At 50.7% G+C, this 25,841-nt stretch carries 19 protein-coding genes and 1 pseudogene; 6 read left to right on the forward strand and 14 right to left on the reverse strand.

Annotated elements, in window-relative coordinates:
- The first annotated feature begins 22 nt into the window (after positions 1-22).
- From thiM to thiC, 4 genes and pseudogenes are all read left to right on the forward strand, one after another.
- Positions 23-843, forward strand: a pseudogene (thiM, locus tag DW965_RS22165) (hydroxyethylthiazole kinase).
- Positions 830-1,474 (forward strand): thiamine phosphate synthase, encoded by a 645-nt coding sequence (thiE, locus tag DW965_RS11105; RefSeq protein WP_055226936.1) that lies wholly within the window; start codon positions 830-832, stop codon positions 1,472-1,474. Before thiM ends, thiE begins: the two are co-directional and overlap by 14 nt.
- 115 nt (positions 1,475-1,589) lie before the next feature.
- Positions 1,590-2,369: a bifunctional hydroxymethylpyrimidine kinase/phosphomethylpyrimidine kinase gene (gene thiD, locus DW965_RS11110; protein ID WP_055219891.1), complete on the forward strand. Its 780-nt coding sequence runs from the start codon at positions 1,590-1,592 to the stop codon at positions 2,367-2,369.
- A gap of 25 nt (positions 2,370-2,394) precedes the next feature.
- Positions 2,395-3,702 carry a phosphomethylpyrimidine synthase ThiC gene (gene thiC, locus DW965_RS11115; protein ID WP_119198396.1) on the forward strand — a complete coding sequence of 436 codons (1,308 nt, stop codon included), beginning with the start codon at positions 2,395-2,397 and terminating at the stop codon, positions 3,700-3,702.
- An 86-nt stretch (positions 3,703-3,788) separates the two neighbouring features.
- On the opposite strand, the gene glpK is transcribed toward thiC, so the two are convergent.
- The 4 genes from glpK to DW965_RS11135 form a co-directional block, all read right to left on the reverse strand.
- A complete protein-coding gene (gene glpK / locus DW965_RS11120; protein ID WP_117814337.1) occupies positions 3,789-5,279 on the reverse strand; it encodes a glycerol kinase GlpK in 1,491 nt (496 codons plus the stop codon).
- A 137-nt stretch (positions 5,280-5,416) separates the two neighbouring features.
- Positions 5,417-7,804 carry a glycoside hydrolase family 31 protein gene (locus DW965_RS11125; protein ID WP_119198397.1) on the reverse strand — a complete coding sequence of 796 codons (2,388 nt, stop codon included), beginning with the start codon at positions 7,802-7,804 and terminating at the stop codon, positions 5,417-5,419.
- Between the two features lie 99 nt (positions 7,805-7,903).
- Entirely contained in the window at positions 7,904-9,574 is a 1,671-nt protein-coding gene (locus DW965_RS11130; RefSeq protein WP_117760479.1) for a glycoside hydrolase family 13 protein, read from the reverse strand.
- Between the two features lie 154 nt (positions 9,575-9,728).
- Complete coding sequence (locus tag DW965_RS11135) at positions 9,729-10,745, reverse strand: LacI family DNA-binding transcriptional regulator (protein ID WP_022462608.1); 1,017 nt, start codon at positions 10,743-10,745, stop codon at positions 9,729-9,731.
- 241 nt (positions 10,746-10,986) lie between these two features.
- On the opposite strand from DW965_RS11135, the gene DW965_RS11140 reads away from it, so the two are divergent.
- Complete coding sequence (locus DW965_RS11140) at positions 10,987-12,627, forward strand: InlB B-repeat-containing protein (protein ID WP_117760480.1); 1,641 nt, start codon at positions 10,987-10,989, stop codon at positions 12,625-12,627.
- A gap of 123 nt (positions 12,628-12,750) precedes the next feature.
- Here the strand turns inward: DW965_RS11140 and DW965_RS11145 are convergent, their stop codons facing one another.
- Together DW965_RS11145 and DW965_RS11150 are read right to left on the reverse strand one after the other, a co-directional pair.
- The gene (locus DW965_RS11145) at positions 12,751-13,053 is read right to left on the reverse strand and encodes a Dabb family protein (RefSeq protein WP_022462610.1); all 303 of its coding nucleotides are present in this window, start codon (positions 13,051-13,053) and stop codon (positions 12,751-12,753) included.
- Between the two features lie 69 nt (positions 13,054-13,122).
- Positions 13,123-13,869 (reverse strand): RNA polymerase sigma factor region1.1 domain-containing protein, encoded by a 747-nt coding sequence (locus tag DW965_RS11150; RefSeq protein WP_147342020.1) that lies wholly within the window; start codon positions 13,867-13,869, stop codon positions 13,123-13,125.
- 140 nt (positions 13,870-14,009) lie between these two features.
- Here DW965_RS11150 and DW965_RS11155 point away from each other — a divergent pair, with 140 nt between their 5' ends.
- Positions 14,010-14,639: an HdeD family acid-resistance protein gene (locus DW965_RS11155; RefSeq protein ID WP_022462612.1), complete on the forward strand. Its 630-nt coding sequence runs from the start codon at positions 14,010-14,012 to the stop codon at positions 14,637-14,639.
- A 110-nt stretch (positions 14,640-14,749) separates the two neighbouring features.
- Here the strand turns inward: DW965_RS11155 and DW965_RS11160 are convergent, their stop codons facing one another.
- The 8 genes from DW965_RS11160 to DW965_RS11195 form a co-directional block, all read right to left on the reverse strand.
- Positions 14,750-17,551, reverse strand: coding sequence for a glycoside hydrolase family 3 protein (locus tag DW965_RS11160; RefSeq protein ID WP_117760482.1), 2,802 nt, complete (start codon positions 17,549-17,551; stop codon positions 14,750-14,752).
- A 181-nt stretch (positions 17,552-17,732) separates the two neighbouring features.
- On the reverse strand, positions 17,733-19,091 hold the full coding sequence (locus DW965_RS11165; protein WP_055265757.1) for a sodium-dependent transporter: 1,359 nt from the start codon (positions 19,089-19,091) through the stop codon (positions 17,733-17,735).
- A 203-nt stretch (positions 19,092-19,294) separates the two neighbouring features.
- Positions 19,295-19,993, reverse strand: a complete 699-nt coding sequence (gene sigE, locus DW965_RS11170; RefSeq protein ID WP_330377007.1) for an RNA polymerase sporulation sigma factor SigE — start codon at positions 19,991-19,993, stop codon at positions 19,295-19,297.
- A gap of 42 nt (positions 19,994-20,035) precedes the next feature.
- Positions 20,036-20,899 carry a sigma-E processing peptidase SpoIIGA gene (locus DW965_RS11175; RefSeq protein WP_158554986.1) on the reverse strand — a complete coding sequence of 288 codons (864 nt, stop codon included), beginning with the start codon at positions 20,897-20,899 and terminating at the stop codon, positions 20,036-20,038.
- A 189-nt stretch (positions 20,900-21,088) separates the two neighbouring features.
- Positions 21,089-22,270 (reverse strand): cell division protein FtsZ, encoded by a 1,182-nt coding sequence (gene ftsZ / locus DW965_RS11180; RefSeq protein WP_055219889.1) that lies wholly within the window; start codon positions 22,268-22,270, stop codon positions 21,089-21,091.
- A gap of 185 nt (positions 22,271-22,455) precedes the next feature.
- Complete coding sequence (locus tag DW965_RS11185; protein WP_119198398.1) at positions 22,456-23,400, reverse strand: cell division protein FtsQ/DivIB; 945 nt, start codon at positions 23,398-23,400, stop codon at positions 22,456-22,458.
- Positions 23,397-24,662 carry a UDP-N-acetylglucosamine 1-carboxyvinyltransferase gene (gene murA, locus DW965_RS11190; protein ID WP_117760484.1) on the reverse strand — a complete coding sequence of 422 codons (1,266 nt, stop codon included), beginning with the start codon at positions 24,660-24,662 and terminating at the stop codon, positions 23,397-23,399. Before murA ends, DW965_RS11185 begins: the two co-directional genes overlap by 4 nt.
- Positions 24,663-24,746: 84 nt before the next feature.
- On the reverse strand, positions 24,747-25,829 hold the full coding sequence (locus tag DW965_RS11195; protein WP_117509641.1) for an FtsW/RodA/SpoVE family cell cycle protein: 1,083 nt from the start codon (positions 25,827-25,829) through the stop codon (positions 24,747-24,749).
- Positions 25,830-25,841: the final 12 nt, after the last annotated feature.

Raw genomic sequence — 25,841 nt, forward strand, 5'->3', positions numbered from 1 at the left:
CACACAGGAGGAACAAAAAATTATGTTAGGCACTTGTCTTGACAATGTCAGAAAAACAACCCCTCTCGTACACAACATCACAAATTACGTTACAGTAAACGATGTCGCCAATATTCTGCTGGCATGCGGCGCAAGCCCGATCATGTCCGATGAACCGGAGGATGTCGAGGATATCACCTCCATCTGCGGCGGTCTGAACATCAACATCGGAACGCTGCACAGAACGAGCATCGACGGCATGTACCGTGCCGGTGCAAAAGCAGCTTCGCTCGGCCACAAAATCCTGCTCGATCCAGTCGGCGCAGGCGCAAGCCACTTACGTACTTCGACCGCAGTCGGCTGATGGAAAAAATCCCGTTCACCGTCATCCGCGGAAATATTTCCGAAATCAAAACACTGGCACTTGGAAGCGGAACGACAAAGGGTGTTGACGCAGACGTTGCCGATAAAGTAACAGACGAAAACCTCGACAGCGCCGTTGCTTTTGCAAAAAACTTTGCGAAAGACCACAACTGTGTTGTCGCCATCACAGGAGCGATCGACCTCGTTGCCGATGCTGACACCTGCTACGTGATCCGCAACGGACGCGCCGAGATGGGAAGCATCACCGGAACAGGCTGCCAGCTCTCCGGCATGATGACCGCTTACCTCGTTGCCAACCCGGACGAGCCGTTAAAAGCCGCTGCTGCCGCTGTCTGCGCGATGGGACTTGCCGGCGAGATCGGCTGGAGCCATATGAAACCGGAAGACGGCAACTCCACCTACCGGAACCGCATCATCGACGCCATCTACCACATGGACGGCGAGACGCTGGAGAAAGGTGCAAAGTATGAAGTGCGATAAAAAAGGCCTGCTTTTATATGCTGTGACAGACCGCAGCTGGCTGAACGGCGAGACACTGTACAGCCAGGTGGAAAAGGCTCTGCAGGGCGGCGCAACGTTTATCCAGCTCCGCGAAAAAAATCTTGACCAGGATCACTTTATGGAAGAGGCACTGGAACTGAAAAAACTCTGTGCCGCATACCATGTTCCTTTCGTCATCAACGATAACGTGGAAATCGCAGCTAAGATGGATGCGGACGGCGTTCATGTCGGCCAGAGCGATATGGAGGCCGGCGATGTCCGTGCAAAGCTTGGCCCGGACAAGATCATCGGCGTTTCGGCACAGACCGTGGAACAGGCCATTCTCGCCGAGCAGCGCGGGGCAGATTACCTCGGCGTCGGCGCAGTCTTCCACACCGGTTCCAAGGCGGATGCGGAGGATGTCAGCCACGAAACGCTGACTGCTATCTGCAATGCCGTTAAAATCCCTGTCATCGCCATCGGCGGCATCACACGCGATAACGTGACGGAGCTTTCCGGCAGCGGCATCTGCGGCATCGCCGTCATCAGTGCCATTTTTGCACAGAAAGACATTGTTTCCGCAACGAAGGATCTGAAAGAACAGACTCTGCGCATGCTGGAAAACAAATAATTTTACGTAACCATTCATCCTCACACCAGGCGGCAGACTGGGGGCACCACTTTCTTTGTCGCCTGTCCAAAAAGAAAAGTAATGCAAAGGAGTAATTCTCATGGACGCGAAAAACATGAAAACAGCATTAACAATCGCGGGAAGTGATTCCAGCGGAGGCGCCGGCATTCAGGCAGACATCAAAACCATGATCACAAACGGAGTTTACGCCATGTCGGCAATTACCGCACTCACCGCCCAGAACACCACCGGAGTTTCCGGTATTTTCGATGTAACACCGGAGTTTCTGGCCGCACAGCTTGACGCCGTCTTTACGGACATCTTCCCGGACGCCGTCAAAATCGGTATGGTATCCTCCCCGGCACTGATCGAAGTCATCTCCGAACGGCTTCGCTTCTACCAGGCCAAACACATCGTTGTGGACCCGGTCCTCGTCGCTACAAGTGGCTCCGCGCTCGCTTCGGGCGGCGTGCCTGACCTGATGAAAAAACTGCTCTTTCCTCTGGCCGAAGTCATCACACCGAATATCCCAGAGGGAGAAGTTCTCTCCGGCATCAAAATCCAGTCGGAAAGTGATATGGAACGCGCCGCAAAAGAGATCGGGGATTCCTGCGGCTGTGCCGTTCTGTTAAAGGGCGGCCACAGTATCAATGATGCCAACGATCTTTTATATCACAACGGCACATTTACCTGGTTCACCGGAAAACGCATCGACAATCCGAACACACACGGCACCGGCTGTACACTCTCCAGCGCCATCGCATCGGGGCTCGCAAAGGGGCTTTCCCTTCCGGATGCCATTTCCGCCGCAAAAGAGTATATTTCGGGCGCACTCGCGAGCATGATGGATCTCGGCCACGGCTCGGGACCGCTGAACCACGCTTACCGGATCTGATTTTGAAAATAAAGGAGAACAACAGATGGAACGCAATTACGCAACACAGATGGACGCCGCACGCCGCGGCATTGTAACACCGGAGCTGAAAAAAGTCGCAGAAAAAGAGTATATGGCCGTGGAAGACCTGATGCCGCTCGTTGCCAGCGGAAAGATTGCCATTCCGGCCAATAAGCTGCACACCTGCATCGATCCGGAGGGCATCGGCTCGATGCTGCGCACGAAAATCAATGTAAATCTCGGTGTTTCGAAAGACTGTAAAGATTACGATGTGGAGATGCAGAAGGTACTCTCCGCGGTCAATATGGGCGCAGAAGCCATCATGGACCTGTCGAGCCACGGCAATACGCAGCCGTTCCGGCGGAAACTGACCTCCGAATGTCCGGCCATGATCGGCACCGTGCCGGTATATGACAGTGTGATCCATTACCAGCGAGACCTGGATACGCTGACCGCCAAAGATTTTATTGACGTCATCCGCCTCCATGCCGAGGACGGTGTCGATTTCGTCACCCTGCACTGCGGCATCACCAGAAAAACCATCGATCAGATCCGCAAACACAAACGGAAAATGAATATTGTCTCCCGCGGCGGCTCCCTCGTGTTCGCCTGGATGTGCATGACCGGCGAGGAGAATCCGTTCTACGAGTATTACGATGAGATTCTCGATATCTGCCGTGAATACGATGTGACCATTTCTCTCGGTGACGCCTGCCGTCCTGGCTGCCTTGCCGACGCAACGGATGTCTGCCAGATTGAAGAGCTGGTGCGCCTCGGCGAACTCACCAAACGTGCCTGGGAGAAAGACGTTCAGGTTATGGTTGAGGGACCGGGCCACGTTCCGATGGATCAGATTGCGGCCAATATGAAAGTACAGCAGACCATCTGCATGGGCGCTCCGTTCTATGTCCTCGGCCCTCTTGTGACCGATATTGCACCGGGCTACGACCACATCACTGCTGCCATCGGAGGCGCAATTGCCGCTATGAACGGCGCTGCTTTCCTCTGCTACGTAACGCCGGCAGAGCATCTGGCTCTTCCGAACCTGGATGATGTAAAACAGGGCATCATCGCAAGCAAAATCGCCGCACACGCTGCCGACATCGCCAAAGGTGTTCCGCATGCGCGTGATATTGACGACAAGATGGGAGACGCCCGCCGCGTGCTCGACTGGAAAGCACAGTGGGACTGTGCACTGGACCCGGAGACTGCAAAAGCCATCCGCGCCGACCGCTCGCCGGAACAGGAAGATACCTGCTCGATGTGCGGTAAATTCTGTGCCGTGCGAAGCATGAACAAAGCTTTAAACGGCGAACATATCGACATTCTTTAACATCAGTAGACAAGAAGTCACAGTACGCGAAAAGGAACGGTTTTCATTACGAAACCGTTCCTTTTCTGCATTTCCAAAATCTTTTTCTATTTTGCCCATCCTTCGGCGTAACGGACTGCTTTGTGCCATCCGTTCATCTTCTCATCGCGCTCCTCTTTCGAGAGCTCCGGCTCAAACGTACGGTCAATGGCTCCGTTCTGTTTTACCGTCTCCTGATCCGGCCAGTAGCCGACGGCGAGTCCCGCAAGATAAGCTGCTCCCATCGCGGTCGTCTCGATGCAGCACGGCCGCTCCACCGGCGCCTGGCTGATGTCCGCCTGGCACTGCATCAGGAAGTTGTTGGCGCTTGCTCCGCCGTCCACACGCAGTGCGGAGAGCTTCATGCCGGAATCTGCCTCCATCGCTTTTAAGACATCATCCACCTGATACGTGATCGACTCCAGCGTTGCGCGGATCACATGGTATTTGTTGACGCCGCGGGTCAGGCCGAGAATGGTTCCTCTCGCATACTGATCCCAGTACGGTGCGCCAAGGCCGGTAAACGCCGGCACGACGTAGCAGCCGTTCGTGTCGTTCACCTTCTGCGCCATGTACTCGGAATCCGCCGAGGACTCGATCAGCTTCATCTCATCGCGCAGCCACTGGATTGCGGCTCCGCCGACGAAAATGGATCCCTCGAGCGCATACGTAATCTTGTCCCCGATGCCCCATGCAATCGTGGTAACAAGACCGTGTGTCGAAGAAACCGGCTTTTCTCCCGTGTTCATCAGCAGGAAGCAGCCTGTTCCGTATGTATTTTTCGCTTCGCCCGGCGCATAGCAGGTCTGGCCGAACAGCGCCGCCTGCTGGTCTCCCGCTGCTCCCGCAATCGGAATCGGGCCGCCGAAATATGTGGATGCCGTCTCCCCGTAGACACAGCTCGACGGGCGGACTTCCGGCAGCATACAGAGCGGAATGTTCAGCTCTTTTAAGATATCCTCATCCCATTTCAGGGTATGGATATTGAACAGCATTGTACGGGACGCGTTGGTGTAATCGGTGACATGTATCTTTCCCTTTGTCATCTTCCAGATCAGCCACGTCTCCACTGTTCCAAAATAGAGATCGCCTCGCTCCGCCCGCTCGCGCACGCCCGGAACTTCATCTAGAATCCATTTCAGCTTCGTGGCTGAAAAATACGCATCGATCACAAGACCTGTTTTCTCCCGGAAGCGGTCAACCAGTCCGCGCTCCATCAGGGAATCGCAGTATTCCGATGTTCTGCGGCACTGCCATACAATTGCATTGTAGACCGGCTCTCCCGTCTTTTTGTCCCAGACGATCGTCGTCTCTCTCTGGTTTGTGATTCCGATTGCCGCAATATCCTCGTAGGACGCGCCCGCTTTCTGCATTGCCTCCACGGCTACACCGAGCATCGTGGACCAGATTTCATTGGCATCGTGCTCCACCCAGCCCGGTTTCGGGAAACGCTGGGTAAACTCCTTCTGCGCAAGGCTTACGATCTGTCCTTTCTGATCAAACAGAATACAGCGGTTGCTCGTTGTGCCGGCATCAAGTGCCATGATGTATTTTCCCACGTTTAAAAATCCTCCTGTCTCACATTTCAAGAAGAGAGCCTGACAGAATCCACTGCCACGCTCTCTTCCTTTTCTTTGTATGTATCGTATCACAGAATTCTTTTTCTGTAAATCAAATCGTGTTTTTCTGCAGCAATTTATGCCGTAATGATCTCCAGCAGCGCACCGCGCAGATCATTTGAAAGTTCCATGCTCTGCAGCTCTGCAGCCAGAATTGCTACCTTTCCGTCTGCTTTGTGAAGAAGATTTGCGATCTGCTCTTTGGTGATGTAGCTGATTTCGGCGTGCAGCAACAGATCCATCGCACGTGTCATGACATCGTTCTTTGCAATCTCCGTATCTTCCGGCAGACAGATTGTCACGGTATCCTGCGGTTTTACATCTGTTACCGCGATCGTAAGAAGTCCGTCTTTCTCTTTGACTTCTGCATCCGCTTCCACGCCGTTTACAAAGACCTTCGCTTCTTTTGCCGTACTTCCGCCGAATTCTACGCAGTACATTCTGCTTTCCGGAACAAGGCTCTGATTGCCCTCAACCGGTGCAATCGTAAATTTCCGCGCACCCCAGTCGAGCGTCATCGATGTTTTTGCACAGTCATCCTTCTCATATGCCATGGTAGTATTGTCATCCTCGTACAGGGCAAATGTATTGTCCGCGCCCGCGTAAACGCGTACCGTCAGCTCATCCGGGTTGGATTCTACATCCAGCGCACTGATCTTCTCTGTCATCGGGATAATCGCACCTGCTTTCGCAAGAACCGGGATCTCCTCGAGCGTACGGTACAGATCCATACTTCTGCCACCCTCGTAAATCATTCCGTTGAAGAAATCAAACCACGTACCTTCCGGCAGCCACACCTTTGTTTTTGCACGCTTCAGCTCCGGAATGCATTTCGTTGTCACCGGTGTTACCATCAGCTCGCTTCCGAAGAAGTACTGATTCGGTGCCTGATTTTTGCCCCAGAAAACCGTCTCCGGGTAATCATAATACATCGGAACAACGATCGGTGTGTCTTCTTTCCATGCACGGTAGTTCATCGTGTACAGATACGGTACGAGTTTATGACGCAGACGAAGGAAATCATCCATTGTGCTGCGCACTTCCATACTGAAGTTCCAAGGCTCTTTTCCACTGAAGGCACTGCTAGAGCTGTGCAGACGGTTGATCGGAGAAAAGACTCCGTACTGATACCATCTTGCTTCAAGCTCATCGTCACGGTAGCCGAGCATATGGCCGCCGATATCATGACTCCACCATCCGTAGCCGATGTTGGAGGCTGTGCTGGTAAAGTATGGCTGGAAATCCAGAGATTCCCAGGTGATGTGGGTGTCTCCGGAAAATCCGACCGGATAGCGGTGGGAGCCCGGTCCTGCATAGCGGGAGAAGGTCATCGGACGTTTTCCGTCTCTTCCACTGTCAAGGAAATGATAGTGATTCAGCATCCACAGCGGATCAAGACCCTCGATCTTGGTACTTTGTCCCTGCTGCCAGTCAATCCACCAGAAATCGACGCCCTCTTTTTCCATCGGATGATGGACTTTGTCGAAATATACATCAACAAATTTCGGATCCGCAATGTCAAAATTGACCGGCTCTTCTTTTTTTGCATCCACTCCCATAGCTTCTGCTACTTCCGGATAGCAGTCCTCATACGCACGAATTCCGTCTGCAGGATGGACGTTCAGTGTTGTCTTCATGCCGCGTGCATGGAGTTTTCCAAGAAAACGCTCCGGATCCGGGAAGAGTTTTTTATTCCAGCTATAGCCGGTCCAGCCGCTGCCGTATTTCGGATCCACATCGTCTACACGGTGCCAGTCCATATCGATAACAGCAACCGAGAAGGGAACGTTCTCTTTATCAAAGTCTTCCATCAGTTTCATATAGGATGTTTCACTGTAACGCCAGTAACGGCTCCACCAGTTTCCAAGCGCAAACCTCGGAAGCATCGGTGTCTTGCCGCAAAGGTGGTAGAAATCCTTTAATGCCAAACGGAAATTCCAGCCATAGCCGAAGAAGTACAGATCCTGCACTCCTTTCTTTCTCGGGGTCACCCAACCGTCCTCTGTCATCAGAAGCGACTTCGAATCATCCAGAACAGCGGAACCAAACCAGGACATGATACCAGGTTCCAGTTCGCATGCTCCGTTGACCTGATCAAGCGTACGGGCCGTTCCTCCAAGATCCTGTGTCGGATCTCCGTAATGCCATGCCGGTACAGAACTGATGCCGACTGCCGTTGTTTTGCAGGAAAGTCCGTTTGCAGAGAATGCCTTTTTGTTGTAATTCAGCTGCAGATACTTTGTACGCAGCTCCAGCTCATCGCCTGTGTCTTTGACGGAAAATTCCACTGCTGGAAAATCACGGTTTACAACCGTCTGGGATGCTGCATCGATAAATTCACCGTCCTCACTGTATTCCAGCCGAAGAAGATGCTCTGTCAGTACTGTGATACGGTATTTATCGCCTTTTATCACATTCTCGGGATTTGCAAGTGGATGTGTCTCCAATTTCAGATATGGTTTCATATTTTGTTTTTCCCTTTCTTATCTTACCAGTTCTTGCCCTATTTTGAGAACGGGAATCTGTGACAAAAGTCCGTTCTGCCTCAGATTCCTCTGCATTTTTTATTTTGTCTCCAGAACAACCGCCTCATACGCGCGCAGTTTTCGTACCCCCGCTGCCGCGCCGTCCTGCGGATAGTTGCTGATCAGTACCTCTGCTCCCGCAAAGGTTTCCGGAACCGTGTATTCCTGCTCCTCTTTTGTAAAATTGCACATCACGAGGAGTTTCTGGTCGCCTAAGGTTCTGGTATATACATACAGTGCCTCGTCCTCCGGATCGAGCAGCTCGTACGTTCCGTAAACCATGATATCCTTCTCTTTCCGGAGATGAATCAGTTTCTTGTAATAATTGTATACAGAATCCGGATCCGCCATCTCATTCTTGGCATTGACGGTCTCGTAATCCGGTCCGACCTTGATCCACGGTGTTCCTGTGGTAAATCCTGCCGAAGCGGTATCATCCCACTGCATCGGAGTTCTTGCATTGTCTCTTCCGCGCAGGTTCAGGTAGCGCATCATGTCGTCCGGCGCTACTTTTCCGGCACCGGTCAGCTCGTGGAACGCGTTGATGCTCTCAATATCGCGGAACTCGGACAGATCGTGGAACGGAACATTCTTCATGCCAAGCTCATCGCCCTGGTATACATACGGGGTACCCTGCATCATATGAAGGCAGGTTGCCAGCATTTTGGCACTTACCACACGGTATTCCGGTGAATCATCGCCGAAACGGGACAGGCAGCGCGGCTGGTCGTGGTTTCCAAGGAAGAGGCTGTTCCATGCCTTGCCCTCAAGCTCCGTCTGCCATGCTGTCATGACGCGTTTGAAATCTTTGAGCGGTACGCGTTTGTCCGTCCATTTGCCGTATGTTCCGCTTGCCAGATCTACCAGCTCGAACTGGAATACCATACTGAGCTCTTTGCCGTCTGCGGATGCATATTTTTCTGCCTCCTCGATCGTGACACCGGCACACTCACCAACCGTCATCAGATCGTATTTGGAGAGGACTTCCCTGTTCATCTCCTGCAGATACTCATGAACGTGCGGTCCGTTTACGCAGCCGGAATCACCGTAGAGTCCGCCCTCCGGAATTTTTCCGTCCGGCAGCCCTTCCGGTTTGGAGATCATGCTGATAACGTCCATCCGGAAACCGTCAATGCCTTTTTCACACCACCAGTTCATCATATCGAAAACTTCTTTTCGAACCGCCGGGTTCTCCCAGTTCAGATCAGGCTGTTTTGTTGAGAACAGATGCAGGTAATACATCTCTGTCTGCGGATCGTATTTCCATGCGGAACCGGAGAAGCAGCTTCCCCAGTTGTTTGGCTCTTTTCCCTCTTTTGCATCACGCCAGATATAATAATCGCGGTATGGATTGTCTTTCGATTTGCGGCTCTCCACGAACCATTTGTGTTCATCTGAAGTATGATTGACAACAAGGTCCATGACCAGCCTGATGCCTCTTTTATGCATCTCCGAAAGCATGCGGTCAAAATCCTCCATTGTTCCGAACTCCTGCATGATTGCCCGGTAATCGCTGATATCATATCCATTGTCATCGTTTGGTGACTGGTACACCGGAGACAGCCAGATAACATCCACGCCAAGATCCTTCAGATAATCCAGACGGGATGTGATACCATTTAAATCTCCGATACCGTCTCCGTTGCTGTCCATGAAGCTGCGCGGATAAATCTGATACACTACGGCTTCTTTCCACCATTTTTTGTCCATTTTTTTACCTCCTTTATTTCATCCCCAGAACGTGTCTGGTTCTTTAATTCTGTCGTTTGCAAGCACATTTTACCATACCTCACGGTGATTTTTCAATAGTTTTGCGCAAAACCAGCAGTTTCTACAAGAGTTTTTCTGTAAATTTGGTAACTATTTACTTCGTCAGATCTCTTACCGACTCCCTCTCCACCAGCGTTGTCGGCAATGGCGGAATATCTTTTTGTACCGGCTCATCCTGGATCAAGTGCATCAGGACTTCTACGGCACGGCGTGCTTTTCCATCCACCATCTGATGCACGGTAGTCAGCTTCGGCCGCGCAAGTGTCGCATAGGTAACATCATCAAAGCCCGCAATTGAAATTTCCTCCGGAACCTTTATTCCCCTGTTCTGCAGAAAGTTGGATGCTTCAAGTGCATAGTAATCCGATGAAAAAAAGAGCGCTGTCTGTTTTTTGAAGAACGGAAGCATCTCCTCATATGCCTTCTCCCTCTGCTCTGGATTCCACGGGATCACAATATGGCGACTTTCAAAGTCCTCAATTCCCGCCTCCTCCATTGCCTGACGCACACCGAGCCACCGATAGTGGTCAACCCCGAGATCGCAGTCGGATAAAAAGAGAAATTTTTTATGTCCCTTTCCAATCAGGTACTGACTCATCTGGTACGCACCGCCGCGGTCATCCATCGTAATGGAGCGGACTCCAAGTTCCGGCGGGAGATACTGATCAATGGTTACCAGCGGTTTTCCGAGACGTTCCGAGAGCTCTGCAATCTCCTTTTCCTTCAGAGCCATCGCAATCATGCCGTCAAAATTCCAGCCGAGCGCCTGCTGCATAATATCGTCCTGCTCATGGCGCGCAACCAGCATCATATAGTAGCCGTGTTCCCGGATCTGATACTCCAGATTTCCGAGCATTGCCGACACAAAGGGATCCTCAAAGGAAGATGCATTTCCTTTCTTCATGAAACCAAGCGCCACACCAATGAGACCGGAGCTGTTGTTCGCCAGCATGCGCGCGCTGATACTCGGCACGTACTCCATCTCCTTTAAAATCCGGTTGATTTTCTCGACCGTCGCCTTTGAGACGCGCCCTGTCTTTCCGTGTATTACATTCGAAACCGTCGTCGGGCTGACCCCTGCGCGGTCTGCAATATCTTTGATTCTAATCATCGGTTCTCTGCCTTTCCTTTTTCTTCACAATTTTCTGAATTCTGTTATGTTTATTTTACCAAGACGGCAAAATGTTTACAACTACTTTGCATCGGCAAACACTACAAAATTATTACATTTTCTTAAACGATATGTAAGAAAATCTCCATCCCTCCTTCATTTACTTTCCGCCGGTTCCGTGGTAAGATAGGATGACAGAAAAAGTTCACCTTTTTTCTGTAAGAAAGGACCTACACATCATATGCGGCTTGCATTTACAAATTTTTCGATAAAATCTCCCACTGGCAAGAAATCCGGCCGTTTTTTTCTTGCCCTTTTTCTGGGTATTTTTCTCTTCCTCGCTCATCCCATACTCTGTCAGGCTGGTTTTGCCTCCAGTACGCCGTTTACCGGTGCCTCCTGGGAACTGGTCGGGGAATATCCGATTCTCGGCAGCAACGGCGCGGTGCAGTCCGTCTGTGCGACGGAAGATTATATCATCTGCATCGAAAATTTTAATGATCTGACGACAGAGCCGGACGTAGTCTCTGCCTACTATAAAAATGATACAGACGCAGACGGAAATCCCGTTACGCAGTATTCCCTCGCGCATCAGGTAAGGGACGCAGACTTTGCTCACGCAAACGGTATGGCATACAATCCCGTCACACATGAAATCCTCGTGAGCGGCTACAGCAGCCCGGATGCTTCCAATTACGGATGTATCTTCCGCCTCGACCCGGATACTCTCGAGCAGAAAGAGCGGATCCAGCTCTCGACAAGCTACAATATTCTCGGTATTGATTATCTTCCCTCCACCGGCGGCTATCTGATCCAGACCGATGCGGACGGCGGCTACGGCTTTAAACTCCTCGATGCCTCACTTCAGGTGATGGATGACTGGGGCACGTATCCCTTCGATTTTTACATGGAAAACTTTCAGGATCTCTGTGTTTCCGGCGATCTCTTTTTTCTTTTTCCGCTGACGATGCATCTCGGAATCGGAAACTTTATCCAGACATACTCGCTCTCGCAGAAAACACTGCTTGCGGACGACACGGTTGATTTTGGCTTTTCCGACGATATCACCATCAATGAACCAGAGGGCCTCTGTGAGACAAATCCTGGGGAATTTATTGCGATTGTAAACGTAACAAAGGCAGATGGTGGACGGTACGTGCAGTTCTACCGCACCCGGGTGCCGTATCTGTTCACGGTTTCCACTTCCGCGGCGGAGCATGGCTCGGTGTCCGAGGGCGGGGAAGTTTCCAGCGGAGAGGAAAAAACCGTTTCCTACACGGCAGACGAAGGCTTCCGGCTCGCGAAGCTCTCGGTGGACGGCTTGTATCTGCCGGTGACGGAATATCCGGACAGCTACACATTTTCCGATATCCAGAAGGATCATACCCTTGCCGTAACGTTTGAACCGGTTCCGACGGCGACACCGACGCCGACTGCCACTGCGACGCCGACCGAAACACCGGCCATAACCCAGACACCGGAACCGGCCATTTCCAAAGCACCGGCATCATCCACGGTTTCCTTCTCATCTGTGGCTTCCCATTTCGCAGCGTTCTGGAAAGGCACTGTGCATGCCGCTTCCTGGTTCCGCCATCTTGCCTCGGCCGGTGCATCCCTTTTTGCCCGTATCCGGAAGGCAGATCCTGTTTTTCTGGCGATGCCGTTTGTCCTTCTCGTTCTGATTCTGCTCTTTGTCCTCCGCCTGCGGTATGTCCGCCGCATCCGGCGGGAGCGGTCGCGGAAAGCGCTGGAACACAGAAGAAGAACGTACGAAGAACTGGTCAGAGAATTTACGGAAAATCCGAAGGACGAAAAGGTTTCCATCGATGAGCTGCTGCTTACAATTGACGAACTGCAGAAGGAAGAACAGAAAAACACTTAAATGAAACGTATTCACCAGATCAGGAATTGATCTTCTCGGCACAAAAAAAGTATCCCGTTCCTTTTGGGGAAGCGGGATACTTTTTTATTTAAACGGGCAACGAGCTAAAGTCCGTGCTTGTTTTTACTCTTCGTAATCGAGTGCTGCACGCTCCGTTGTGTACGGACGTACATAGGTGTCTGCTACTTTTACGTGCTCCGGATGTTTTGCATATACAGCTACATCCTCTGCTTTTTCCAGTGTTGTGACAAGTGCCATATCATGGGTGGAAGATGCAAGCGGTGCTTCTACAAAGTCAACCGTCAACAGTCCCGGCACTTTGCCGACCAGGCTTTTCAGGTTCTCTGCCATCGCTTTTTTCAGCTCCGGTTTCTTTGCATCCTCTACTTCCGGTTTGAATTTCCACATAACAATATGATGTACCATTGTATTTTTCTCCTTTGCTTTTGTTTTATTGCCAATTCACACAGTTTCTGTGCAAATACCAGCCTTTTGTTACGGCTCTTCGCCTGCAATCCGCAGAATATCCTCAATCTCTTCCACGGACATGTCAAGATACGCGGAAAGCTCTGCCACACTGAAATCCATGTCATCGCCGTCGGAGAGTTCCTCGATGGCGTCTTTTAAGCGGTTTACTTTATTGACTACAGTATTGTCCTTGTGTTTCTGAACTCTGTGTTCTTCCATGAAATCGCTGATCGTCTCACGCACAGCCGCATCAATCGCCTGCTCCGCCGTCTCAGCTTTTACAACGGACTCCAGCGCTACTAAAAGTCCGACATTTCCCTCCTGCACCAGATCCATCAGGAAGAAATCGCGGGTGTGCATTTCTTTTGCGGTCTCAATAACTTTCGGAAGCCAGAGCTGCACGAGCATGCTCTTTGCAAGGGAATCGCCCTCTGCCGCTTTCCGGTAAAGCTCTGCCGTTTCTTCCTCCGACGGTGTTTCTGTCTCCGGCAGTTCGTCAAGATACTGCTGTAAGGCACGCAGCTCCTCCTCGGAAAACTCCGGTTTTTTCTTTTCTTTTTCGGTCTCCTCCGGCACGACGCCCGGCTCATAATCTGCCACATCGACCTGCTCCATCGTCAGATATTCGCAGACAAAGGTGACTTTCTGCTCATCCAGTGCAAAGTCTTCAAAAAAGTCTCTGACTTCTTTCATCGTTACTTTATTTTCATGGTCTCTGGCGTATGACAGCAATTCGGAGAGCTTCTCCTGGAACTTTTTCTGTTCGTCCTGCATCTTTTTTACCCTCTCTTTCTTCCGTTTCACGATTCCATTTCTTCGTACATTTTTTTCAATTTGTCCATTGCTTTTTCTGCTTTGAAAAGCTACTATAAAAGCAAACGAAAAACCACATTCAAGTGGAAAGGAGAATCCTTATGAAACAATTTTTTCAGGATGTGAAAAACAGTTTCCTGCTTTCAGCCGCTGTCTCTATTATACTAGGTATCGTGCTGATCGTCTACCCCGTAAAAACGAGTTTGCTGATCTGTTATATCGCCGGAGCACTGCTCCTGTTTGGCGGCGTTGTTGCGTTGATCCGCTACATTGCAAGCCGCGGCGAGCCGTTTTTCTTCCGCTACGATCTGTTCGTTGCCCTGGTACTGATTCTGTTCGGCTGCTTCGTTATCTTTGAAAGTGACCTTGTAATCGCATTCATCCCGGTTGTCATCGGTATCATCCTTCTGGCAAACGGACTGCTCAGCATTCAGAAGGCGTTCAACCTCAAAAAAACAGGGCTGGAAAAATGGTGGCTTGAGTTCCTGCTGGCTCTTTTAACCAGCGTTCTCGGCATCATCATCTGTACCAATCCGTTTGATGCCGTTGCAACCACAAACATTTTCATCGGTATCTGCCTTGTCTACAGCGGCATTTCCGATCTTGTCACCACCTACTACATGGGCCGCGCAAAACGCCGGATCAAAAACGTCATCCAGACCGAGATCAACCAGCAGAAAATCCTGCACGATGACAATGTGATTGATGTGGATGAGGACGAGCTTCACTAAAAAACAGCTTCTTCCATAAAAATCTTCTTTCATACGAAAAACCGGAACCCGGCACCGCTTCTAAGCAGCGGCTCCCGGGTTCCGGTTTTTCTCTGTATTTCTTTTTTTATTTATTCCTCGTGTTTGCTCAGCGCTTCCATGCCTTCTCTTAATTTCAGACGAATCTTGCCAAGCTGCATGCCGTTTGCACCGAAATACAGTTTCAGATAGTGATTAGATCCAAAGAAGAAGCCAAGATCTCTGGTCTCTTTGATCCACTCGCCTTTTGTTCCACGGATGCTGATAACGGTTTTTACAATATTGTCGATATATACTGTAACGGAAAGCTGTGCCAGGTCTTCGAGGTCTGCTTTCATTTCCATCTCGATATCATAAGTTCCCATTTTATCTGCCAGAATGGAAACACCGCAGACTTCGCTTGTTCCTTTTTTATTTTCCCATGCGGAAGCGTCAATGACAACATCACCTGTTTCCGGATCTGCCTCATACGTTACCAGGTCTGCTGCAACAAAATCGTTATCTCCCTGCTGCTCCTGTGCTTCTTTTTCTTCCTCGCTGATGCGGTCAAGGAAACGTAAAATACATGGTGTTCCAAGAATGAAGTGAAGGACATTCATGGCATTTCTCTGCAGATCACCTCTTGTGATTTCACCTTTTTCCAGTGCTTCTTTCACATCATCCTGGCTCATATCGGTGCAGTCATTGCATACCATGAAGACATCATTTCCGGCGGATACCATCGGTGCATGTGTCGTTCTTGTTGCCTCGTATCCTTCACGGTTCGACATTGCCCACCAGTCGGTCATAACAAATCCATCGTAGTTCCACTCACCACGGAGAATGGTGGTTAACAGATCGTAGTTTCCTGCGGTCCAGATACCGTTGACCGGTCCATATGTACTCATAATGGATCTTGCGCCGCCTTCTTTGACTGCAATTTCATATCCTTTCAGATAGATCTCGCGCAGTGCACGCTCGGAAACAACCGCATTTACGGTGTGGCGCTTCGACTCCTGGTTATTACCGCAGAAGTGTTTGATGGTTCCGGTTACATCGGATTTTTCCATACCAAGAATCTGTACAGCACTGATCCATCCGGTCAGGTACGGATCCTCGGAAATATACTCAAAGTTACGTCCGTTTAACGGATTTCTGTGAATATTCATACCAGGTCCAAGAAGCGCATCGACACGGTTCTGTCTCATTTCGCGTCCTGCCATCTCGTACAGGTCTTCTACCAGCGGAAGATCGAACGTACAGCCAAGCAGCGTACCGTTTGGCATGGAGAAGGCTTTTGTTCCGCAGTCAAAACGAAGTCCGGAAGGACCGTCGGTACAGCAGGATGCCGGAATGCCAAACTCCTGTAATTCCGGTGTCAGACCGCCAAAAGCAGCTGCGGTTCCAGGCGTTACTTTCGGGCTGCACATACCCTCGCCGCGGAACATGCAGATCAGATCATCATCGGAAAGCTGTGCCACGAATTCTTCCATGGTTACTTTCTTATCCAGCACATCGCCCAGCTTATAGCCTTTGTCTCCGGTGTACGGAATCGGCTCCATACGGTTCTCTTTCATGCGTTTTGCCGGATCTACGGTGCGCAGCGGGGCTGCCTCGTATCCCGGTTTTAATGTGCCGTCCTCACCTGCAACGGCTTTCATACGCTCAAACGCTTCGACCGGCGCCATTGCCTCGGTCAGCGTCTCAACCACTTTAAACGGCTGCTCGTAAGCGCCTGCGAAAGCTGCACTTCTGACATCGCTTCCGACATAAAACTCATAGCTGCCCTCTTCGAGTACGTAGCAGGATTTGTGTCCCGTTGCACCGCTGTCATCATAGGATGCGAAGCTTTCTTTTGCCACATTGATGGTCACGGTCTCTTTTGCTCCAGGAGCTAAAATACCGGTCTTTGCAAAGCCGACGAGTGCGCGGGCTGGTTTTCCAAGAACGCCCTGTGGAGCTTTTACGTATACCTGAACAACTTCTTTACCGGCCGTTTTTCCTGTATTCTCTACGGTTGCCGTTACGGTTACCTGATCGACGTCTTTCTCTTTCGCCTCTGCGGTTACTGCAAAGGTTGTGTAGGAAAGACCAAATCCGAACGGATATAATACTTTGTCTTTTGCAAAAGTCTCAAAGTAGCGGTATCCTACATAGATATCCTCTTTGTATTCGTTTCTTACTAGATCGCCAAAGCAGCTGGTCGACGGATAATCCTCAATATTTTCTGCGATGGTATCCGTCAGTTTACCGCACGGGCTGACTCTTCCCATCAGCACATCGGCAACGCCGTTTCCACCTTCCTGACCGCCCTGCCATACGTAGAGAACAGCTGCAGGATTGCACTCTTTCACCCATTTCATGTCGATGATATTTCCGACATTCAGCACAACGATCGTTCTTGCAAACGCTTTGCTGACTTTCTCTACCATCTCACGCTCGGTATCTGTCAAGAGATAACTGCCCGCCTCGTTTTTGTTGTCCTGGTCCTCACCTGCGGTACGGCCTACAACAACAATAGCTGCATCGGCGCCTTTTGCGCTCTCCACAATCTCGTCGGTGAGCTCCATCTCTTTCTGGGACCACGGCACTTTTCCCCAGCCCTGGCCTTCGTCGTATGGATTTTCCTCGATCCATTTCTCATATGTTCCAAGAAGATTCTCATCGAGCGTGATGTCTTTTTCTTCTTTTAAGGCATCCAGAATGCCAACCACATATTTGGTGTTGACGAGTCCGCCGGAGCCCAGTCCGCTCTTATAATAATGGAATGCAATTCTTCCGAAAACGGCTACTTTATCCCCCTTGCGAAGCGGAAGCGCCTCGTTGTCATTTTTCAGAAGGACACATCCCTCTGCTGCTGCCTGACGGGCAAGCGCTACGTATTCTTCGAAATCCAATGGTGTAAATTTTCCCATATTGTTCCCCTTTCTCCTGCATACTTTTCTATCCAACATGTGCGGAACACCCAAAGGAAATCCCGGGTTCCGGCACATGACTGGCTTCTTGTCTTTTATTATCTCGTATTTTCTGCTTTTTTTCCAGTTCTTTTCTTATCTTTTTTCTATCTGATATTGACCTTTTTTCTTCTCTTTTTGCTTATCCAATCAGTCCCTGGACAATTAATACAAGAAGCAGCAGCGGAAGGATATACGTAAGGTATAATCGCATCCAGTCCGGCACTTTCAGACCATCGCCCTTACTTGCCTCTGCCTGGTAATTTTTAAATCCCCATCCCCACTTTGATGTACAGAATAAAAGATAGATCAGTGAACCGACCGGCAGCAGAAGGTTGCTGACGATAAAGTCCTCAAGATCGAGAACTGTGCTTCCTGCGCCGAGCGGCTGGAATCCGGACCACACATTGTAGCCGAGTGCACACGGCAGGGATCCTAAAATGATCAGAATGCAGTTGATGACTGCTGACTGTTTTCTGGAAACACCGAAAATCTCGGAAAAGCAGCACATGATGTTCTCGAATACAGCGATGATAGTGGACAGTGCCGCAAAGAACAGAAACAGGAAGAAAAAGCTTCCGAAAATCCGTCCGCCCTTCATCGAGGTGAAGATGTGCGGCAGTGTCATAAAGATCAGCTTCGGGCCGCTGTCCGGCTGTACGTGATAGGAAAAGCACGCCGGGAAAATAATAAGACCTGCGGTGATGGCTACAAACGTATCGAGCACCGCAATATTGATCGCCTCTCCGAGCAGCGATTTTCCTCCGTTTAAGTAGCTTCCGAAAATCAGCATTGCGCCGATACCAAGACTTAACGTAAAGAATGCCTGGCTCATCGCGCTTGTGATAATGTGGAACAGTCCCACCTGTTCAATCTGCTGCTTGTCCGGCACCAGATAAAATTTCAGACCCTCTTTTGCGCCTGGCATTGTAAAGCTGTAAACCGCAAGGAAAATCATAACGACCATCAGTACAATCATCATCACTTTTGTGACACGCTCCACACCATTCTGCAGACCAACAGAGCAGATCAGAAAGCCTGCAATCGTGATCAGCAGCATCGTGATGACAAGAATAGACGGAGATGAAAGCATCTCATTGAATTTTCCAGTTACAGCGTCCCCCTTAAGGCCACTGAATTTTCCGGTTAAAAAGCTGTAAAAATAATACAGCATCCAGCCTGCAACAACCGTATAGAACATCATCAGCAGATAGTTTCCGATGAGGGCAACGTATCCATGGATATGCCACTTCTGCCCTTTCTTCTCCAGTTCCCCATACGCGCGCACGGTACTCTTTTTGCTTCCTCTTCCGATGGCAAGCTCCATCGACAGAATCGGAACTCCCATAATGGCAAGGAACAACAGATAAAACAGCACGAAAATGCCGCCTCCGTTGTTTCCTACCATGTACGGGAATTTCCATACATTTCCGATGCCGATGGCACAGCCTGCCGAAAGCAGAAGAAAGCCAAGGCGCGATTGGAATGTCTCTCGTTCCATTTCTTTTATTTCCTCCCTTTTTTCTTCGTACAAAACTCAGATTTCAGAACGGCACCGTTCTGCCGTTCTGTCCGGTTTGTCTTCCTGTTTTGCACTATGCTTTCTATTATACTTTTCTTATCAGAAAAAGACAAGCAATTGCTTAGGGCGTGTTTGAAAAATTTTTTTTAAACACGCCCTGAGAAAGGAAATTTTTCTATTCTTTATTCATACCGCGCAATCTCTTTCCGCAGCCGTTTCATAATCCGTTTTTCCAGCCGCGAAATATACGACTGTGAAATTCCAAGAAGATCCGCGACTTCTTTCTGCGTTTTCTCCCGCCCCTCTGGCATATTGATGCCAAACCGGAGTTTCACGATCACCTGCTCCCGCTCAGAGAGCTTGCTGATTGCGCTTCCCAGCACGCGATGTTCCGCCTCCTGCTCGAGCCCCTGATAGATCACATCCTCCTCCGTTCCGAGGATATCCGACAAAAGAAGCTCATTTCCATCCCAGTCTACATTGAGCGGCTCATCGATCGAGACCTCCATCCGTGTCTTGTTATTTCTCCGCAGATACATCAGAATCTCGTTCTCAATGCACCGGGACGCGTACGTGGCAAGCTTGATCTTTTTTTCCGGATTGAACGTGTTAATTGCCTTGATGAGGCCGATGGTTCCAATCGAAATCAGATCCTCCACACCAACTCCTGTATTATCAAATTTCTGTGCAATGTAGACGACGAGACGCAGGTTGTGTTCGATCAGCTCGCTCCTTGCCGTCTCGTTTTCCGGATCGGAAAGCCCCGCAATCGCATCGGCCTCCTCCTGTCCTTCCAAAGGCGCCGGGAGAACATCTGTGCCCCCGATATAAAAAATTTCTCCTGTCTGACGAAATACAGCCGGCACGGACCGCGGCAGCATACGAAGCCGGAATCCGTTTGGCAGTGCAGCCTGCAGCATACTTCATTCCTCCTGTCCTTCCATGAGATCTGGATGCAAAATTATTTCATAGCCCCTGGGAGATGAACTATTTTCTCCGCCAAGCGCAATCAGCGGTCCGCTTATGTGCCTGGCTGTATGTTCTGTCACAAGAATCATTTCCGAGATCCGGATCACCGGCAGAAAGCCCCGGCCTTCCAGTCCGCGAAACGGTATGTAACGGGGCTGCAGCGCAAGAAGCCGTTCCGGCTCCGGCACCGTCTCGTGCCTTGCAAGCGCCGCAATCCCTGTCCGCATTTCGTCCGGGAACAATTCGAGTATCACAGTGTACGGTACGACCGAGACCGGCTTTTTGGTTGTGGCATCCCGCAAAGTATTGCCCGTGTCGTACAGTCCTTTTACTTTTTTCCATTTCCCATTCTGCACAAGCTGTACCGTAACCTGCCTGGCGTGTTCCAGGAGCATCTCCTTTCGGATCTTCAGCAGGAGGAGTGTTCCCGCATATGCGGCACTCCCGGAAAGAAGAAAAAGAAAAATTCCCCTTCCCGGCATCAGCTCCCGGAACAGGCGGTATGCACTGCCGATCAGAAAACCGGACAGTATATAGCCTGCCATTCCCACCACAAGATCCCGTACTGTCGTGATTCTGCAGCCAGATTTCACCATCCCTGTTGTAATTCCGATTCCGACCAGGGCGAGCAGCGCACCCGGCAGATACCGTGCAAACACGGCATACAGCACCGCATAACCGGCGCCGAGCGCGGCTGCCGCAAAACTCCTTCTTCGCGTGGCAGATCGTTTCAGAAGAAAGGAGGAAAGGCGCAGAATAGTATAATTCAGCAGAAGATTCTCTGCAAAGAGAAGATCCAGAAAGATCTCATAGTGCAAAAAAACACCCCCTGCGCCTTTTGCATGGTCTGAATTTCTAACAGACCCTATTATAGACGGAAGGGGGTGAATTTTTTGTCGTTTTCGGAAGAATGACCTTCTTTTTTGATCAACAAACTTCGACACGCCGCAACATTTTCGGTCTGCGGCGTGTCGAGGTAAATTCGTTATTTGCTTATTATTCTTTGCTTATCTGCGGTTTCTTAAGAAATCCGGGATCTGGATGTCCTTTTTCGGAACATTGCTTGTCATGGTCTGCTGAGCCTGTACCTGCGGCTGCACCTGAACCTGTGGCTGCGGCTGTACCGGAGCGGAAGCTTTCGGAGCAGTGTGTACCGGAGCGGCTGCCTGTGCAGAGAAGCTGCTGCTGGAAAATGCGCTCTTTCTTGCATCTGCCGGCTCTTTGCGGGATACGCTTGCCTGTTTCGCCGTTGCATCGTTGAGACCTGTTGCGATAACGGTGATCTTCGCTGTATCGGTAACAGAATCATCATACATAGCACCGAAGATGATGTTTGCATCCTCTCCAGCCAGATTCTGTACGTAACTTGCAGCATCGTTTGCATCCATAAGGGAGATATCTCCGGAAATGTTGATGATAACGTGGCTTGCACCCTCGATGGTGGTCTCAAGCAGCGGACTGGAAACAGCCTGCTGTACAGCCTCGAGCGCTTTGTCGTCGCCCTTTGCCTCGCCGATACCGATGTGGGCGATACCCTTGTCGGTCATAACGGTCTGAACATCTGCGAAGTCGAGGTTGATGAGTGCCGGCAGGTTGATCAGGTCTGTGATGCCCTGTACGGCCTGCTGCAGAACCTCGTCTGCTTTCTTTAATGCCTCCGGCATGGTTGTCCGGCGGTCTACGATTTCAAGAAGTTTGTCGTTCGGGATCACGATCAGGGTATCTACGTTTTCCTCGAGTTTTTCGATTCCCATCAGCGCATTGCTCATACGGGTTCTTGCCTCGAATTTGAACGGTTTTGTTACAACGCCGACAGTCAGAATGCCCATTTCTTTTGCAACGCCTGCTACAACCGGTGCTGCACCTGTTCCGGTTCCGCCGCCCATACCGCAGGTGACGAATACCATATCAGCGCCTTCCATGATCTGTTTGAGCTCTTCGATGCTCTCCTCGGCTGCTTTCTCTCCAACCTCAGGTTTTGCTCCTGCGCCCAGTCCCTTGGTCAGCTTCTCGCCGATCTGGAGAATGGTAGGTGCCTTACAGAGGGTCAGCGCCTGTTTATCGGTGTTGATTCCAACGAATTCAACGCCGCCGATGGATTCCTCCACCATTCTATTTACAGCATTATTTCCTGCACCACCTACACCGATTACGATAATCTTTGCAGATGATTCTGCCTCATTTGTCATGATCTCTAACAATTTCAACTTCCTCCTTTTGATTATGAACTGCTGTCTATCTCAAAATAGTCTGATATTCTGATGGTCATACATAAAGATATAATATAATTTCTTCGGAAAATAATCAACTGTTTTTTTCGTATTTCATAAAAAATTCAGGATTATTGCGTTTTTTTGACGGCTTTCCTTTCCTCTTATACATCTTTCGAGAAGACAAAGCTGCTGTCGCCGTCCTTGTAATCCTCCATATGGAGTTCTCCGGAAAGACCGGAAAGGCTCGGCAGGATTGCTGCTACGCGCGTCATCTTTTCTTCTAACGCCGTATCGGTTCCAAGCAGAATCCGCACGGTATCATAGTAATGCAGAATAATTTCGCTGTTCTCATTAAATTCCACACTGTCCGGCGTGATATTGTATTTCTCCGTCATTCTCGTAAGTGCGAGCATGGTGCGGAAAACTGCCGGTTTTTCAACCGGGAGCTGCTTGTTCACGGTCACATAGTCAAACGTAAGTCCTGTTACAAGCGGAACATCGGAAAGGGTCGGCTGAAAGTCTGTCGTTGTCACACGTGCACTTTTAATCGTATCCGCCGAGAGCGCACCGTCGGACGTACTGCTTTCGGATGCTGTGCCATCGGATGATACGCTTTCGGATGCAAGCGACTCACTCGTAAGAGATCCATCCGCACTCGTTCCATCGGAGGCGGTTCCGTCGGAAGGCTCACCCTCCGCAGGTGTTTCCTGCTCCTCGTCCACGCACTCCAGCACGATGCCGTTCTTGTCAAAATAGACCTTCTGCTCGTACTCGACATAACCGACCACTTTTTTCTCATTTACCTGGATGCAGATGGTGTCATAGCTTACAAACGTAAACTCCACGGAGTTCATAAAAGGAATATCGCTCATATCAACCTTCGAATGAAACGTCGTAAGAAGCACCGTGTTTTTCATCCACTTGTCGTCCGCGACCATCTCTTTGATTTCATCTTTTGTATACCGGGTGTTCCCCGCCACCTGGATATTGCGGATTTTGAACACATTAAAAAACAAGGCACCTGCAAGGCCGACGCCAAGCACCACCCCGGTCAGAATCCGTATTTTTCTGTTTTTCTTCTTTTTTCTGTTTTTTTTCTGTCTCATATTTCTTTTTCTACGATAATCTTGGCTCCGAGTTCCCGGAGCGTTTCTGGAAACCGTTCATACCCCCGCTCAATCAGTTCTGTCTGCCGGATTGTGGAAAATCCTTCTGCGGCAAGCGCCGCCGATACGAGTGCCGCGCCGCCCCGAAGATCCTGGGAAACAACTTCTGCACCGTGCAGACGGCTTTTTTCGGCCGTCAGCCATTTTCCGCAGATCTGCAGCGTACCGCCCATTTTCTGCAGCTCCTCTGCCGTCCGGAGGCGGTCCTCAAATACATTTTCACAGATACAGCTCTTTCCTTCCAGCGTCATCGCTGCCGCCAGATACAGCGACTGCAGATCCGTCGGAAAACCGGGATATTCCTCTGTCTCCACGTACGGAACAGCATGCTGCACGTTTTTGCTGTCTGCTACCAGTGTACCACTCTTCCTTGTATATTGTCCACCTATTTTCTGATAGAGGGACAGAACCGCCCCCATTTCGTCCAGCGGCGCGCCGGAAAGCGTCAGGTGCCCCCGCGTCGCCGCGCCCATCAGAAGATACGTCCCTGCCGCGATCCGGTCACCCGGAACACGATACCGGCAGCCGGACAGCAGTCTCTTTCCCCGCCTTCCGTAAACGGTAATCTGCTCCGTCCCCTCGCCGGTAATCTCCGCTCCCATGGCCTTAAGAAACCGGCAGAGATGAACCACTTCCGGCTCCCGCGCACAATGCTCCAGCCTTGTTGCACCTTCCGCTCCGACAGCAAAAAGAACCGCATTTTCCGTCGCCCCGACACTCTTTTTCGGAAAGCAGAGCACGGCTCCTTTCGGATGATCTGCCTTTGCCCGAATGGTGCCGTCCTCCTCGAAGACCTCGGCTCCCAGAAGCTCCATTGCCCTCTGATGCAGGTCCGTCGGCCGCTTTCCGATCCGGCAGCCGCCGGCCCCTGCAAGGTATGCCTCCCCTGTCCTTGCAAGAAGACTTCCCAGAAACAAAAGAGAGGCGCGCAGTCTCTTCGAAAGCGCTCCCTCCACACGGCTTTTTTCGATCTTTTCACAGTTCAGGTGGAGCGCATTCCTCTCCCACCAGACTGTTCCGCCAAGGCTTCTTACAATCTCCGCCATATCCTCCACATCGGAAATCTTCGGGCAGCCTTCCAGCACGACCTCCTCTTTTGTCAGAACCGCCGCCGCGATCATGGGAAGAACGGCATTTTTGGAACCCTGGACTGTTACCGTTCCGCAAAGCCGCCTTCCGCCGAGAATCTGATATACTCCCACCTGTTCTCTCCCATCCGGCCTCTCTTTTTACGGTATGCATTACACTCCCGTTTTGTTCCCGTTCTGCAGCGCTTTTCCGCCTTTTTAATCGGTGTCCCTCGAGACCGACAGGGCAAGCCCCATCTCGCCGAGCAGAAACAACACGGAGGTGCCGCCGTAACTGATAAAAGGCAGCGTAATGCCGGTATTCGGAATCGTATTTGTCACAACCGCGATGTTCAGAATCACCTGAAGCGCAATATGCCCCATAATTCCGCCCGCAATCAGTGCTCCGCCAAGATCCCGCGCATGGATCGAAATAACCATCAAGCGCCAGATCAGCACCGCAAACACGGCGATCACCAGGCAGGCGCCGAACAGTCCGCCCTCCTCACAGATAATCGAAAAGATCATATCATTCTGCGCTTCCGGCACAAAGCCAAGCTTCTGCAGGCCTTTTCCAAGCCCGCAGCCAAAGATTCTCCCGCTGCCGATCGCATAGAGTCCCTGAATGGTCTGGAACCCCTTCTCGTACGCCTCCGGGTTGCGCCAGATGGCAAGGCGTTCGAGGCGGTAGCTCTCCATCATCAGAAAAACGGCAATAAACCCGATGCCGGCGCCTCCGATTCCGAGAAACGGCAGGTAGCCCGGATGTGAAATAAAGATCAGAAATGCACAGATTCCGAGCAAAATAATCGCCGTACTTAAGTTATTGCTTCCGACAAGCGCTGCAATCGGCAGGGTGCACAGCACCGCCTTTGTCATAAACCAGAGACTGTCGGACCGGCCTTTCGTGTGCTCCATCACCCAGGGCAGGAAGAGAATCACCGCCATCTTGGCAAATTCCGAGGGCTGGAACGATAAGGGGCCAAGCTTTAACCACCGCTTCGAGCCGTTGTACTCACTTCCGAAAAAGAGCACCGCCGTCGAGAGCGCAAGGGAAGCCGCATAAAACCACGGTGCCAGTGCAAACAGCCGCCGGTAATCTATTTTTGCAACCGCATACATACCGATTACACCGAGCGCACTTGCAAAGAGCTGCTTCTTGAAATAATAAGCCGGGTCATGGAATCTGACCCGGCCGTTATACGCGCTGGCGCTGTACAGAATCACAAGGCCAAGGCCAAGCAGAATCCATACCGTCACCAGCAGCGTCCCATCTATTTTTTTCTCTTTTTCCTTCCGCATCCGCGCCACACC

This window comes from Blautia sp. AM47-4, assembly GCF_003479865.1.
Classification (GTDB): Bacteria; Bacillota; Clostridia; order Lachnospirales; family Lachnospiraceae; genus Fusicatenibacter; species Fusicatenibacter saccharivorans.

Bases quoted from the DNA above. Each gene is read 5' to 3' on its own strand.
- thiE (WP_055226936.1), top strand. From the start codon at position 830: ATGAAGTGCGATAAAAAAGGCCTGCTTTTATATGCTGTGACAGACCGC.
- thiD (WP_055219891.1), top strand. From the start codon at position 1,590: ATGAAAACAGCATTAACAATCGCGGGAAGTGATTCCAGCGGAGGCGCC.
- thiC (WP_119198396.1), top strand. From the start codon at position 2,395: ATGGAACGCAATTACGCAACACAGATGGACGCCGCACGCCGCGGCATT.
- DW965_RS11125 (WP_119198397.1), bottom strand. From the start codon at position 7,804: ATGAAACCATATCTGAAATTGGAGACACATCCACTTGCAAATCCCGAG.
- DW965_RS11130 (WP_117760479.1), bottom strand. From the start codon at position 9,574: ATGGACAAAAAATGGTGGAAAGAAGCCGTAGTGTATCAGATTTATCCG.
- DW965_RS11135 (WP_022462608.1), bottom strand. From the start codon at position 10,745: ATGATTAGAATCAAAGATATTGCAGACCGCGCAGGGGTCAGCCCGACG.
- DW965_RS11140 (WP_117760480.1), top strand. From the start codon at position 10,987: ATGCGGCTTGCATTTACAAATTTTTCGATAAAATCTCCCACTGGCAAG.
- DW965_RS11145 (WP_022462610.1), bottom strand. From the start codon at position 13,053: ATGGTACATCATATTGTTATGTGGAAATTCAAACCGGAAGTAGAGGAT.
- DW965_RS11150 (WP_147342020.1), bottom strand. From the start codon at position 13,869: ATGCAGGACGAACAGAAAAAGTTCCAGGAGAAGCTCTCCGAATTGCTG.
- DW965_RS11155 (WP_022462612.1), top strand. From the start codon at position 14,010: ATGAAACAATTTTTTCAGGATGTGAAAAACAGTTTCCTGCTTTCAGCC.
- DW965_RS11160 (WP_117760482.1), bottom strand. From the start codon at position 17,551: ATGGGAAAATTTACACCATTGGATTTCGAAGAATACGTAGCGCTTGCC.
- DW965_RS11165 (WP_055265757.1), bottom strand. From the start codon at position 19,091: ATGGAACGAGAGACATTCCAATCGCGCCTTGGCTTTCTTCTGCTTTCG.
- sigE (WP_330377007.1), bottom strand. From the start codon at position 19,993: ATGCTGCCGCGGTCCGTGCCGGCTGTATTTCGTCAGACAGGAGAAATT.
- ftsZ (WP_055219889.1), bottom strand. From the start codon at position 22,270: ATGACAAATGAGGCAGAATCATCTGCAAAGATTATCGTAATCGGTGTA.
- DW965_RS11185 (WP_119198398.1), bottom strand. From the start codon at position 23,400: ATGAGACAGAAAAAAAACAGAAAAAAGAAGAAAAACAGAAAAATACGG.
- DW965_RS11195 (WP_117509641.1), bottom strand. From the start codon at position 25,829: ATGCGGAAGGAAAAAGAGAAAAAAATAGATGGGACGCTGCTGGTGACG.